Origin of the sequence: Paeniglutamicibacter sulfureus (assembly GCF_030512175.1) — a bacterium.
In the GTDB taxonomy this organism is placed as follows: domain Bacteria; phylum Actinomycetota; class Actinomycetes; order Actinomycetales; family Micrococcaceae; genus Paeniglutamicibacter; species Paeniglutamicibacter sulfureus.
The window spans coordinates 1,004,304-1,017,231 of sequence record NZ_JAULBL010000001.1 but is presented as its reverse complement, the minus strand read 5'-3'; the positions used below and the strand labels follow the sequence as shown (position 1 = coordinate 1,017,231).

11 protein-coding genes and 1 tRNA gene are annotated in these 12,928 nt (G+C 64.1%); 6 read left to right on the top strand and 6 right to left on the bottom strand.

Annotation, left to right across the window (positions count from 1 at the left end; all coding sequences use genetic code 11):
• Positions 1-53: 53 nt before the first annotated feature.
• Together Q2T94_RS04495 and Q2T94_RS04490 are read left to right on the top strand one after the other, a co-directional pair.
• The gene (locus Q2T94_RS04495) at positions 54-581 is read left to right on the top strand and encodes a PadR family transcriptional regulator (protein ID WP_264271182.1); all 528 of its coding nucleotides are present in this window, start codon (positions 54-56) and stop codon (positions 579-581) included.
• Positions 578-1,861, top strand: coding sequence for an alpha/beta fold hydrolase (locus tag Q2T94_RS04490; RefSeq protein ID WP_302263026.1), 1,284 nt, complete (start codon positions 578-580; stop codon positions 1,859-1,861). Before Q2T94_RS04495 ends, Q2T94_RS04490 begins: the two co-directional genes overlap by 4 nt.
• Positions 1,862-2,002: 141 nt before the next feature.
• On the opposite strand, the gene Q2T94_RS04485 is transcribed toward Q2T94_RS04490, so the two are convergent.
• The 4 genes from Q2T94_RS04485 to Q2T94_RS04470 all read right to left on the bottom strand — a co-directional run bounded on the left by Q2T94_RS04485 (position 2,003) and on the right by Q2T94_RS04470 (position 5,935).
• The gene (locus Q2T94_RS04485) at positions 2,003-3,184 is read right to left on the bottom strand and encodes a globin domain-containing protein (RefSeq protein WP_302263025.1); all 1,182 of its coding nucleotides are present in this window, start codon (positions 3,182-3,184) and stop codon (positions 2,003-2,005) included.
• A 178-nt stretch (positions 3,185-3,362) separates the two neighbouring features.
• Positions 3,363-3,809 carry an RrF2 family transcriptional regulator gene (locus Q2T94_RS04480; protein WP_367281518.1) on the bottom strand — a complete coding sequence of 149 codons (447 nt, stop codon included), beginning with the start codon at positions 3,807-3,809 and terminating at the stop codon, positions 3,363-3,365.
• Positions 3,810-3,968: 159 nt separating this feature from the next.
• Positions 3,969-4,451 carry a hypothetical protein gene (locus Q2T94_RS04475; protein ID WP_264271186.1) on the bottom strand — a complete coding sequence of 161 codons (483 nt, stop codon included), beginning with the start codon at positions 4,449-4,451 and terminating at the stop codon, positions 3,969-3,971.
• Positions 4,448-5,935, bottom strand: coding sequence for a phosphomannomutase/phosphoglucomutase (locus tag Q2T94_RS04470; RefSeq protein ID WP_264271187.1), 1,488 nt, complete (start codon positions 5,933-5,935; stop codon positions 4,448-4,450). Before Q2T94_RS04470 ends, Q2T94_RS04475 begins: the two co-directional genes overlap by 4 nt.
• Positions 5,936-6,054: 119 nt before the next feature.
• Here Q2T94_RS04470 and Q2T94_RS04465 point away from each other — a divergent pair, with 119 nt between their 5' ends.
• The 3 genes from Q2T94_RS04465 to Q2T94_RS04455 all read left to right on the top strand — a co-directional run bounded on the left by Q2T94_RS04465 (position 6,055) and on the right by Q2T94_RS04455 (position 9,845).
• Positions 6,055-8,190 (top strand): RecQ family ATP-dependent DNA helicase, encoded by a 2,136-nt coding sequence (locus Q2T94_RS04465; RefSeq protein ID WP_302263023.1) that lies wholly within the window; start codon positions 6,055-6,057, stop codon positions 8,188-8,190.
• A gap of 135 nt (positions 8,191-8,325) precedes the next feature.
• Positions 8,326-8,610: an SCO4226 family nickel-binding protein gene (locus tag Q2T94_RS04460; RefSeq protein ID WP_302263022.1), complete on the top strand. Its 285-nt coding sequence runs from the start codon at positions 8,326-8,328 to the stop codon at positions 8,608-8,610.
• Positions 8,611-8,867: 257 nt separating this feature from the next.
• On the top strand, positions 8,868-9,845 hold the full coding sequence (locus Q2T94_RS04455; RefSeq protein WP_302263021.1) for a hypothetical protein: 978 nt from the start codon (positions 8,868-8,870) through the stop codon (positions 9,843-9,845).
• Positions 9,846-10,000: 155 nt separating this feature from the next.
• Here Q2T94_RS04455 and Q2T94_RS04450 read toward each other — a convergent pair.
• Positions 10,001-10,089 (bottom strand) — tRNA-Ser (locus tag Q2T94_RS04450).
• Between the two features lie 138 nt (positions 10,090-10,227).
• Between Q2T94_RS04450 and Q2T94_RS04445 the strand changes: the two genes are divergently transcribed.
• Positions 10,228-10,668 carry a hypothetical protein gene (locus tag Q2T94_RS04445; RefSeq protein WP_302263020.1) on the top strand — a complete coding sequence of 147 codons (441 nt, stop codon included), beginning with the start codon at positions 10,228-10,230 and terminating at the stop codon, positions 10,666-10,668.
• Here Q2T94_RS04445 and Q2T94_RS04440 read toward each other — a convergent pair.
• Positions 10,658-12,868 carry a prolyl oligopeptidase family serine peptidase gene (locus tag Q2T94_RS04440; protein ID WP_302263019.1) on the bottom strand — a complete coding sequence of 737 codons (2,211 nt, stop codon included), beginning with the start codon at positions 12,866-12,868 and terminating at the stop codon, positions 10,658-10,660. The two genes, Q2T94_RS04445 and Q2T94_RS04440, sit on opposite strands and share 11 nt — an antisense overlap.
• Positions 12,869-12,928 lie beyond the last annotated feature (60 nt).

Below are 12,928 nucleotides of genomic sequence, written 5' to 3'. Positions count from 1 at the left end.
TTAAGTGCGTGGCTGCTGGAACAATCCCCTAGGGGATGTGTCAGGATGAAAGTATGATTCTTGCGCGTTTGATCCTCGGGCTCTTGAGTTTGGCGCCCATGACCGGGTACGAACTGAAGAAGCACTTTGACTCGTCCATCAATCATTTCTGGAACGCCGACAAGGCACAGATCTACCGCACCCTGGCCCAGCTGGTGAAGGACGGCCACGCGACCGTGACCACCATTGCCCAGCGAAATTATCCGGACCGCCAGGAACACCACATCACCGACCAGGGTCGCCGGGAGCTCGTGGAATGGCTGGGTGGCGAGGTCACCGCGCACACGCCTCGCGAGCCGTTCCTGGCCCGGGTGTTCTTTGCCGCGGAACTCGATCGCGACTCGGTGTTGGAGATGATCCAGTCCCGACGCGAGGCGACGCAAGAGGTATTGGACGACTACCTCTCCCAGCGTGAGGACATTGACATGAGAGCAGCAGCCGACCGCCGCAGCTTCCTGATGGCGGCAACCCTGGACAACGGAATCCGCCACGCATCGGCCGAACTCGAATGGCTGGACGCCGTGACTGAGTACCTGCCATGAACCGCCACGAGCACCCCGCCGACGGTGATGCCGGAACCGACGAGGAATTCGTGGACCGTTCCTTCGCGGACGAGCCCACCGCTGCCGGCAAGCCGGCCAAGGCCCCCAAGGAAGATCGTCCGGTCAAGGCGACATCCCCGAAACGCGAACCAAAGGAACGCAAGCCGCGCCCCGAACCGCAGCCAACGTCCAAGACTGCCGCCAAGGACGCCGTGAAGCCCGAGGCGAAGGAGGCCGTGCCAGCCGCTGCTGAGGCGCCGAAGGCCCCGGCCGAAGCCGCCGCCATGCAGGAACCCGCGAAACCCTCCGGTGAAGTGCCCCGGACCGCTGTCCGGGACAAGGCCTCCGAAACCCACAAGCCGGCGCGCCCTGCCAAGGCCCCGAGACAATCCAGGCCGACGGTCCCGCACACACGCACCGAGCCTGAGGCTGCGGCGGCGCCGGGCACCGAATCAAGGCAGGCGTCCTCACCGGCACCGCGTGATCCCGGCGCGTACCCGGAGTTCCATGCGCCCACACGCCCGCGCCGGGACGGCAAGGCCGCGCAGACCATCGTATTCCTGCATGGCGGCAACGTCGCGAACTGGACCTGGGACCCCCAGGTGCGGGCCTTTGGGGACTACGAGGTCCTCACCCCGCACCTTCCCGGCTTCGGCGCCCGGGCCCAGGAGGACTGGGCGGGGCTCGACAGCGCCGCCGACGACGTGGCAGCCGTCATTGCCGACGAGGTCTCCAACGGCGGTGCCCACCTTGTGGGACTGTCCCTGGGCGGTGTCGTGGCACTGCGCGTGTTGGCCAGGCACCCGGAACTCGTCGAATCATTGCTGATTTCCGGCGTCCCGGCCGCAGGAGTTTCGGCTTCCATGCGGACCATGAGCCGGATGCAACTTCGCCTCTTCGGCAGCGAATGGTACTGGCGCTTCCAGGCCGGCGCCTACGGCATGGTCGCCGACGAGAAGGAACTCTTCACCGAACACGGCACGCACCTGCGTGCCGACAATATGCGCGCCATCATGGACGAGGTGGATCCCGGCGGCGTCCCGGACAAGCTCGGGAACTACAAGGGACCCGTGCTGGTGATTGCCGGAAGCAAGGAACCCAAGCTGGTGGCCAAGTCCTTCCCGGCCCTGGCCCGCGCCCTCCCGCAGGCCGAGTTCCGCACCGCCGTGGGCATGCACCACCAGTGGAACATCGAAGATCCCATCCTCTTCAACGCCACTGTGCGGGCCTGGATCGAAAAGCACACCGCCCACCCTCGCTTGCAGGAGCCCGGACAGTAGGATCACGCGCTGCTCACGGATGGCCGCGGGAGCCCGAAAAGCGTAGGGCCCCCGCCGCAAGTGCGGTGGAGACCCTACGAGTCCTTCGATTGCCGCAGACCCCCGCCTATCGTTCTGCGTCCGTCATGACGGAATGCCCGGTTAGGCGGCGAGCCACAGATCGGGGCCGAAGACCTCGTAGTGGATGTTCGTGGCGGGGATTCCCGCCTCGATGGCCTGCGAGCGGACCGCGCGCATGAACGGCAGCGGGCCGCACAGGTACAGGCGGGCATCGGTCGGCAGCTCCAGGTTGGCCAGGGACATGTAGCCCTCGGCGGCTTCGGTGTCCTCGGCCTTGGCGCTGATGTCCTCGAGCCACAGCTTCAGTTCGGCGTTGGGCAGGGACTCGACGGATTCGAGCATCTGCTCCTTCAGCGCCCAGGCATCCTCGGTGGCCTCCGCGTGCAGCACCATGACCTGGCGGTCAGAGCCTGCAGCGGCCAGGGTGGCCAGTGCGGAGGCGCTCGGGGTGCAGCCGATGCCTGCTGTGGCCAGGATGATCGGAGCGCCGGTGGTGTCGATGACTAGGTCGCCGTAGGGGTTGGAGAGCTCGATGACGTCCCCGACGCTCAGGTGCTGGTGCATGAATGGGGAGACCTCGCCGCCGCCGTCGAACTTGGTCGTGATCACGCGCTCGTTGGTGGAGGTGACGGAGTCGCTGAGCGTGTACTGGCGGCACTGGCGCAATCCATCCAGCAGCGGGACGCGGACCGAGACGAACTGGCCAGCCTTGGCGACGGTGACCGGGGTGTCGTCTGCCGGGACGAAGCGGAAGGTGATGGATCCGGTGCCGGCGGCTTCCTTGGACACGAGCTTCCAGTGGGTCCAGATCTTGTCGTTGGCCTGCTTGGCATAGAGGCCCTTTTCGATCTTGATCAGCGCGTCGGCCATGAGCCAGTAGACCTCTGTCCATGCCTCTGCGACCTCGGGGGTCACCGCGTCGCCCAAGTCCTCGACGATCGCGGCGAACAGGTGCTCGTACACGATCGGGTACTGTTCCTCGACAATGCCCAGCGAGGTGTGCTTGTGGGCGATTCGGGACAGAACGGCCTCCGGCAGGGTGCCCGGGTTGTTGACCAGGTGGGTGGCGAAAGCGGCGATGGATCCGGCCAGCGCCTGCTGCTGTGCTCCGTTTTTCTGGTTGGCACGGGAGAAGAGTCCGTCCAAGAGCTCCGGGTGGGCCGCGAACAACCGGTCGTAGAACTTGGGCGTGATGTGGGAAATTCGCTCGCCAATGATTGGCAACGTGGCTTCGATGACCGGGCGGGACTTCTCGGAAAGCATCTGATGGCTCCTGACGAAGGATGATCTTTATCTTGCATCTGTTATGCAAGATTGATAATTCATTTCTACACGGAGTAGAAGTCGGAAGCAAATCGGCCTGTTGGTTTGTAGGCCCGGGAGCGGTTCCCGGACAGCTTGGATTGGAGCACGTCGCCCGAAAATATCAGGCAGCAGGCCGTTAGGGGAGCGTCGGGAAGGGGAGCAATACGCTGGCGGAAGGCGAGGTGAGATCCCTTACGTACAAAAGGTCGAGCTCGGCATAGAACGCCTCCCGGGCCCGACGCAGGGCACCGCGGAGCTTGCATCCCGCGAGCAGCGGGCAGGGGACACCGGCTTCGGAGACGCAATCGACGACATCCTCGCGGCCGTCAAGGTCGCGCATCAGGGTACCCACACGCAGGCTCAAGCCCTGGTCGGTGATTTGCGAACCGCCATAGCGTCCTCGTGCCACGTCCAGGGCACCGCGGTTGCGCAGCTCCACAATGGCCTTCGCCACGTGGTTGTAGGGCACGCCGATTTGCTCGGCGATTTCCTTGGTGGTGACCTGTTGGTCGCGACGGGAGCCGAGAAACATCAAGGTGCGCAGGCACACATCCGCAAAGGCGCTGAGTTTCACGTGTTCCATTGTCGCAGGTGTTGGCCCTCCGTGCCGCGGGCTGTGCCGAGGTGCACAGTGGGCAGCCGACGTGCGACATCTGTTTCCCCGAATACCTGTACAAAGACCTGTGGCCCGGATCCCGGATTCCCGGGTTCCGGGCCACAGGCCGGAAAGCACTGGAGGGGGCTATGCCCAGACCTGGATCTGGCCGCCCTCGGCGCTGGGCTCGGAGAATTCCCAGATGCCGGTTTCCGGATCCGGCGCGGTGTACGGCTGAACGATGGCAATCGAAGCTCCGGCGCGGTGTTCGGCCAGTACATGGACCGCGTCCATGCCGTCATCGAGCAAGGTGACATCCGAAACGAAGGCGACGGCGTTGAAGGAATCGCGCTGGTCGGCCAGTAGCTGGACCAGGTCCTTCATCATCACCTCGGCGTCGATGTCGGCTTCGGGATCGTCCAGGTCCTCGGTGGGCTGGACGGCCAGCAAGCGCAGTTCGGGCTCGGCGTTTTCTTCGGTGGCGGGCTCAACGGCGATGGCGAAGGGAAGGAACACGCCCTGTTCTTCCAGCTGCTCACGTGCGACACCCAGGGCGGTGCCCAGGACCTTGTTCAGTTCCGCCTGGGCGGCTTCGTCGAGTTCAGTGATCTTGTTTTCGGGGGTGCTCATGCGTTGCTCCTGACGATATCCAGAACTCCGTCACGGACGAGTTCCATGGTCTTTCGGTCAATGGCTTCCCCGTTGTAGCGGAGGAAGGGTTCGGTGTTGGAGGGACGGAGGTTGAACCAGAACGAGCCATCGGCTGCCGTCACGGTCGTCCCGTCCATGGTACCCACAACGGTCTCTCGATTCGCCAGATCCGGATGGCAGGGCGGGCAGACCAGGCCACTTCGATCGGCGTTGTGTTCGTACCCGTTGGCAAATTCCGCGAGCACGCGGGCCACGGCCCCTGCCTTGTCCTCGACCTCGGAGTTGATCTCCCCGGAGGAAACATAGGGCTCGTACTCGGCGGCGAAGTCGCTCAGTGCGGTGTCCTGGTGGCCCAGTGCCGCGAGCACATGCATCGCGGCCAGCATGCCGGTGTCAGCGTTGTAGAAGTCGCGGAAGTAGTAGTGGGCGGAATGCTCCCCGCCGAAGACCGCACCTTCGGCGGCCATGACGGCCTTGATGAAGGAGTGGCCCACGCGGGTGACCACCGGGCGGCCGCCGGCCGCGGTGACTGCCTCGGGCACGGCGCGGGAAGTGATCAAGTTGTGGATGACCACCGGGGTTTCCTCGCCCGCTGCCTGCGCGCGCGCGATCTCGCGCACCGCCACCAACGCGGTGATGGCCGAGGGGGAGACAGGCTCGCCCTTTTCGTCGATCACGAAGCAGCGGTCGGCGTCGCCGTCGAAGGCCAGGCCGATGTCGGCGCCGTGTTCGAGCACCGCGGCCTGCAGGTCTCGCAGGTTCTCGGGTTCCAGCGGATTGGCCGGGTGGTTGGGGAAGGTGCCGTCGAGCTCGAAATACATCTCGATGATTTCCAGCGGCAAACCCGGCAGCAGGGTGTCGCCCAGCACCGCGGGGGTGGTGAGCCCGCCCATGCCGTTGGCGGCGTCCACCACGACCTTTAGCGGGCGGATGCCCGACAGGTCCACCAAGGAGCGCAGGTAGTCGGCGTAGCCGGCTAGCACGTCGAGCTCGCCGACGGTGCCCTCGGGGGCCTCGGTGGACACCGGAAGCCCCTCCTCGAGGTAGCTCTGTGCCAGGTCGCGGATGTCAAAGAGCCCGGTGTCCGAGGACACCGGCACGGCACCGGCCTTGGCCATCTTGATGCCGTTGTAGGCGGCGGGGTTGTGGCTCGCGGTGAACACCACCCCGGCGCAGTTCAGCGACCCGGCGGCGAAGTAGAGCTCGTCGGTGGAAATCAGCCCCAGCATCTTCGGGTTGGCGCCGCGGTAGGCAGCCCCGCGCGCGAAGGCGGCGGCGAACTCTGGAGAGGAAGGGCGCATGTCCCCACCCACCAGGACGTCCTGTCCGGCCAGGCCCAGAACGTCGACAAATGCGGCGCCAATGGCCTCGACCGCCTCGGCCGTAATAGTGGCCCCGACGATGCCGCGCACGTCGTAGGCCTTGAAGGACTCAGAAAGATCGATTTCCACACTCACATCCATGAGCTTATCGGGTTGGCATGGTGCGGCGCGGATTTGAGTCATCGAAGGTGAGTAGTTCCATAGGGCGCGGTTGCCTGCGGTTCGGGCAAGTGTCGGCGGACACTGGAATACTGGGGGCCATGGACGCCTACACACCCAGCATCGATTCGGACTTGCGCTCCGCTGCCACCGCCATCCTGCGTTCCTTGGTGGGCAGGGACGACGCCGATTTCCACGACGGGCAGTTCGAGGCCATTGAGGCCCTGGTTGCCGGGGGACGCCGCGCCCTGGTGGTGCAGCGAACGGGCTGGGGAAAATCGGCCGTGTACTTCGTGGCATCGCTGCTGCTGCGGGCCCGCGGCGCCGGGCCGACGCTGATAGTCTCCCCGCTGCTTGCGCTGATGCGCGACCAGGTGGCCGCGGCGTCCCGTGCCGGGGTGCGGGCCGAGGCCATCAACTCCGCCAACGCCCTTGACTGGCAATCAATTGCCCAAAAGCTCGACAACGACGAACTGGACGTGCTGCTGGTGTCCCCGGAGCGACTGAACAACCCGGTCTTCCGCGACACCCAGCTGCCCGCGCTGGTGGCGCGGATGGGGCTGCTGGTCATTGACGAAGCCCACTGCATCTCCGACTGGGGCCATGACTTCCGCCCCGACTACCGCCGCATCAAGGACCTCATCCACGCGTTGCCCGGCAGCGTCCCGGTGCTTGCCACCACCGCGACGGCCAACGAGCGGGTGGTCCACGACGTGCAGGAGCAACTGGCCGTGGGAGGTGCCGAGGTCTTCACGCTGCGCGGGTCGCTGGCCCGCGAATCCCTGCGCCTGGGGGTGCTGCGGCTGGCATCGCCACGCTCGCAATTCGCCTGGCTGCTCACGCACCTGAACGACTTCCACGGTTCGGGCATCATCTACACGCTGACGGTCTCCGCGGCCGAGGACATCACCCGGCTGCTGGCCGAGGCCGGACACAAGGTGCTGGCGTATTCGGGACGAACCGACACCGAGGAACGCCACCGCGCCGAAACCGCGCTTAAGAACAACGAGGTCAAGGCGCTGGTCGCCACCAGCGCGCTGGGCATGGGCTTCGACAAGCCGGACCTTGGCTTCGTCATCCACGTCGGGGCGCCCAGTTCCCCGGTGGCCTACTACCAACAGGTGGGCCGTGCGGGACGTGGCAGCATCAACGCCGACGTCCTGCTGTTGCCGGGCCCGGAGGATCGAGAAATCTGGCGCTACTTTGCCACGAGCTCGATGCCGGACGAGCAAAAGGCGCACGCCGTCCTTCAGGAACTCGGTACCACCCAGGGCCCGCTCTCGGTTCCCGCACTCGAGGCCCGCGTCAACATCAAACGCACGCCCCTGGAACTGCTGCTCAAGGTGCTGGCGGTGGACGGGGCCGTAGAACGAGTCTCCGGCGGGTGGATCCGCTCGGGCGCCCAGTGGTTCTACGACGCCGAACGCTACACCCGCGTTGCAGCAGCACGCGTGGCCGAACAAAACGCCATGCTCGACTACGAGAACCTGAAGACCTGCCGCATGGAATTCCTCGCCCGGGCTCTTGACGACCCGGCCGCCGCACCGTGCGGCCGCTGCGACAACTGCGCAGGCGTCTGGTTCAGGGATGACATCCAGGACTCGGCCAAGGACTCGGCACAGACCGCGCTGGGCAGGGTAGGCGCATTGGTGGAGGCCCGCCGGATGTACCCCGGCGGCATGGAAAAACTTGGTGTGCAGCTCAAGGGCAAGATCAAGCCTGAGTTCCAGGCCGAGGACGGCCGCGCGCTGGCGCGCCTGACCGACTTGGGCTGGGGCGGCCGGTTGCGTGCGTTGCTGGAGAATGCGGATGAACCGGATGCACCCATTTCACAGGCCATGCTCGATGCCTGCGTGAAGGTCCTGAGCGAGTGGAAATGGTCCACCCGGCCGGTGGCAGTGGTTTCCATGCCGTCGCGGACCCGACCGCAATTGGTTGGATCGTTTGCCCAGGGCATCTCGACCATTGGGCGGCTTCCATATTTGGGACAGCTCGAATACCGGGATCACGGACCACGCGGCGGTTCGGGCGGAAACTCCGCCTTCCGGCTCGCCGCGGTCTGGGACCAATTCGTGGTTCCCGGCGAAATGGCCGAGAAGCTTGCCGGAGCACCCGGACCGGTCCTGCTGCTCGATGACCTGGCAGACAGCCGATGGTCGTTGACAGAAGCAGCCAGGATTCTGCGCGAGGCAGGTGCCCCCGGGGTGCTTCCCTTCGTACTGGGAGCAGCGGGCTAGCAAAGCCCCGGAATCGGTTCCGGAAAGGTACCAATCCGGCCTTTTCCTGCTGGTGTGTGGTTCCCGTAAGAATCCTAGTCATCCAGCTCTGTATAAGCCTCGATGTAGCTCCTACAATGAGGCGAACGCTGAGTCATGAAAGCGTTTGCCACAATCCAAGGAAGTGTTGCTATGGCTGAATTCATGGACGTGCACAATCACATGCAGGGCTTGTCTGCGGAGGATCTGAAGGCTGCGCACGCGGCCGATCTTGCCATCCAGGACGAGGAAAACGTGCAATTCAAGAAGGCATGGGCCGATCCGGAAAGCGGGAAGATTTTCTGCCTGTCCGAAGGTCCCTCGAAAGAAGCGGTCCAGCGGGTCCACGAGCGGGCAGGCCATCTGGCCGATGAGATCTACGAGGTCCCGTTGGTGGTCTGATCCTCGGTGCCGAGGGGGCCTAGGGAGCCAATCGCTGGCTGGAGCGCAAGGCGCAATGCGGGTCGTGATGCAGCCGATTTTCGGCGGCTTCACGACCCCTGCGCATGGCCGAGGACGGATGGGGGATTTTCGGTCCCTCGGATGTCAACATGCGGGGATGGAAAATCTCGCCAACACCGGGCATCGGGGCCTGGGCCGACACAATCCGGCAGCCGCCTAGTTCCGCACTGTGTCCCGCGGGGCCGTAGGCTAGAGTCATGGAAATTCTGCTTTGGGTCGTCGTTCCGCTGCTCATTCTCGGACTTGCGTGGATCGGGTTGAAGAAGCTGCGCATCAAGAACTCGGCAGAGGTTTCTGCCGCAATCACCCCGGAATCGGCCCAGGCAGCCGCAGCACAGCTGACAGCAGAGGGTCACCGAGCCGTCTACAAGTCCTTGGCCCAGGGCGACTTCATGGCCGCAGTGCAAAACTACAAGGCCATGACCGCGGCCGGGTACAAGGCCAGCATCATTGCCGTCCGCAGTCTGGAGCGGTTCCCCCAGATCCGTAAAGATTCCGCCGGCGGACCCACGATTTCCGAGCAGGTCGAAGCCGAACGCCGGGCAGAGGAATCCGAAATCTCCGAACCGCAGACCGGCGCGGCCACCGAAATCCCGCTGACGCCGGAGCCCGCCATTCCTGCCGTTGAAGGCGGGATGGACGAAAACATAGCCGCGCCGGAAAACTCCGACAAATCCGATGACCCCTGGGTGGTGCCCAGTGAATGGGCCAAGGAATTCGGCAGCGAATCGGAACGGACTTCCACGCAGTTCAAGGTCGCCTATCTGGTGGACGGCGAGTCCCGCGAGTTTGCCAGCGAGGACTTGCCGCCTGCCGAGTACGACCAGTTTCTTTCGTTGGTGCGCGACGAGGACCTTCCGGGAGCCGCGGAGCTCATTGCCAAGCACTCCGGCCTGGAGAAAGCAGAGATCCTGCGAATGCTCGCGGCCTCCCCGTTGGGCGGAGGCGAGACACCCACGGCAAACATTGCAGACTTCAGTTTTGAAGGCCAGGGCCCGGACGGTGCCGTGAAATTCAGCATCAACGACCTTGCCGAACCCGAACGCACGGAATTGCTGGAACACCTGCGTCTGGGCGAGCTTGATGAGGCCACGACCATTGTCGTCCGCCACACCGGCCTGCCCGACGACATGGTGCGCACGTTGCTCAATGCGTTTGGCGACGGAGACAAGTAGGGGCCGCCGGCGGTGCTGCCGCCGCACCTGGACTTCTGGCCGCGTACGGTTGGCTCCCGGGGCCAGCCGCACGCGGTTTCTTCTTGTCCGAACAACCCTCTTCCGGCCGCGGGGGTGAAGACGAAAAAACCCCCACCGAAGTAGGGGTTTTTCAGCGGACACGGGGAGATTTGAACTCCCGGTCGAGTTTAACCCCGACACTTCATTAGCAGTGAAGCCCATTCGGCCGCTCTGGCACGTGTCCGTTTTGCTGTTTCCAGCTCCCCTAGACTACCCAAAGCTGGGGCGGCACACAAAACGAGTGTTTTTGTGTGGCCACAAAGCCCTGGGATCCGTGGGTTTCGGAGGCCAGTGACGCCCCGTGGCAGGTAGCGTTGGCCCCATGAAAGCCACCAGACTGGTCACCATTGCCGATCTCGACTACCACTCGTCCAACAAGGGACGTATTTCGGTGACGGCCCGGCTCGCTGTCGTTCTTGACACGGGACGTGACGTACTTTTGTTGGATGATCGCGGTTGGTCCTCGACCGCGACGTGGTCGGAGGCGTCGGAAGAGGACATCAGGGAAACCGCATTGGTTGTGGTTGGACCGGATGAACCGTCTGGCGACCAGACTGAAGAAGACATGGCGGCGGACTATTGGGAGTACCTGGGCGAAATCCTTGAGCGGCAGGATCTGGACATTGATCCCGCAGAACTCCGGGAACTGCCTCACGAGGTCCGGCTGAGCCAACGCCTACTCAAGCGCATCGGCGCGGCAACCGACACCGCGACCCATGAGGACCAGGGTCTAACGATCCGGCAGTCTCGGCTCAACCGCTGACATGCCGCCAGAGGAACTCATAGCTGGTGGCTAGCATGATGGCCGAGGCCTTGTTGTCACTGGCCCCGGCATGGCCACCATCGAGAGACTCGTGGTAACGAACATTGCCCACACCCATGAGCATCATCTTCGCGGCCATCTTCCGGGCTTGCACCGGTCCGACCCGGTCGTCGCTGGTTGCGCTCCAGATCAGGGAGGCCGGGTACTCGATACCCTCGGGGAGGGCATCATCGAGTCGGTGGTAGGGGGAGAAGGTCTGCACGAAATCCCAGTCTCCGGGCACATCCGGATCCCCGTACTCGGCAATCCATGAATGTCCGGCCGCAAGACGGGTGTAGCGACGCATGTCCAATAGTGGAACGCCGCAGGAGATCGCCCCGAAAAGCTCCGGGTAGCCGGTGATCATGTTTCCCATGAGCAGTCCGCCGTTTGAGCGTCCGGTGGCGGCCAAGTGCTCGCGCGAGGTGACACCCCGGGCGATGAGATCGCGGGCTATGGCTGCGAAGTCCTCGTAGGCGCGGTGACGGTTCTCCCGCAAGGCGGCGCGATGCCAGCGTGGGCCGTACTCGCCGCCGCCGCGGATATTCGCCACCACATAGCTGCCGCGCCTGCCCTCTTTCGTGCGGCGGGTCAGCCAGCCAGGGCCCAGGGCACCCAGGTAGCCCGGGGTCAGGCTGGTCTGGAACCCGCCGTAGCCATTCATCAGCACCGGGTTCTTTCCATCGAGCGGCAGCCCGCGCGGGGACACCTGGAAATATGGGACCCGGGTTCCGTCATCGGAAATTGCGAAGTGCTGGGAGACCTCGAAGTCACCGGCCTCGAATCGGGCAGGAGCGCTTTTGACGACCTGTGGAACAGCCGGGCCCTCGGTGTCGGGGTTGAGGCTGACGGTTCCGCGGGCCAGCGTGGTGGGCGTGAGGAATCCGGTGAGCGTCAGCCAGAAGTCATCACCGCATACTGGGTCTTCGTCGTCGACGGCCGAAATGCTGAAGCTGTGCAGCGGGGAGCCGATGTCCAAGGGATGCAGCGCGAAGTCGTTTGCCGGATCGCAGACGAGGATCTGTGAGGAGACGTCCTGCAGGACGTTGAGGAGAATGTGGTTTGCCGTGAAATCGATGGACTGCAGGGACGTGGATGGAGTGGGAACAAAGATTTCACGCAATGTGGCCGCACCGCTCATGAAATCCCCAAGATCGGCCAACACGAGCGATCCCGGAATGTACGTGGTTCCGTCGCGGGTCCAGGCGGTCTGCGGGGAGAACAACACCCATCCACGGTGCAGCGAGACGCCCACATCGGTGGGGACGTTCAAGTGCACCCATTGGTCTTCTTGGCGCACGAACGTCTTGGAATTGTAGAAGTCGATGACGTCGTGGGCGACGTCGCGTTCGAAGCCCGGCGTCGAATCGTGGGAGACATAGGCCAGGACGTGTGACTGGTCAATGGCGAAAATTTCCTCTGCAACGTCCAGGTCCTGTCCGCGGACCAGCCGACGCACGGTGCGGGCGTAGGAGGAGAGGGTGAGTGTTCCCTCGCCGACATCGGTGGCCACGTACAACGTGTCGGCATCCGCCCAAGACACGTTGGTCTTGGCGACGGGCAAGTCGAAGCCGCCCGGGACAAAGGCGCGGGAGGGCAGGTCGAATTCCCGCACTCGCACTTGGTCGCCTCCGTCTGGGGAAAGCTTGATCAGGGCCCGAGCGTACTCTTCACCCGGTGCCGGGCGCAGCATCTGCGCCCCGGAGAAGACCCAGTCGATACCTTCGGCTTCTGCCAAGGCATCCACGTCGAGCAGCAGTTCCCACTGCGGATCGTCTTGCCGATAGGACTCCCAGCTGCTGCGACGCCACAAACCCTTGGGATGCCCGGAATCTCGCCAGAAATTGTAGTAGTGCTGCCCGCGCTTGGTGACCATCGGGATCCTGTCGGAAGCATCCAGGATCTTGAGGATTTCTTCCTGGGTGGCGGCGAAATCCTCGTCGAAGAGCTCCGCTTCAGTGCGGGCGTTCTGTCCGAGCACCCAGTCCATGGCGCGCTCTGAATCCAGCTCTTCCAGCCACAGAAGCGGATCTGTTGGGGTGTCAGTGACAGGCCGGGGCACATTTGTTCGAGCAATCGGATCGATTGCTTGGGTCGTGGAAGTATTAGTCGGTTCGGTGAGAGTTGTCGGCGCGGGCGTATCCAGGGGAGGGGTGCTCATATGGACAGTCTAAGGATGCGGTTGGATTTGTGCTTCGGGTTCGTAACCGATTCGTTACTC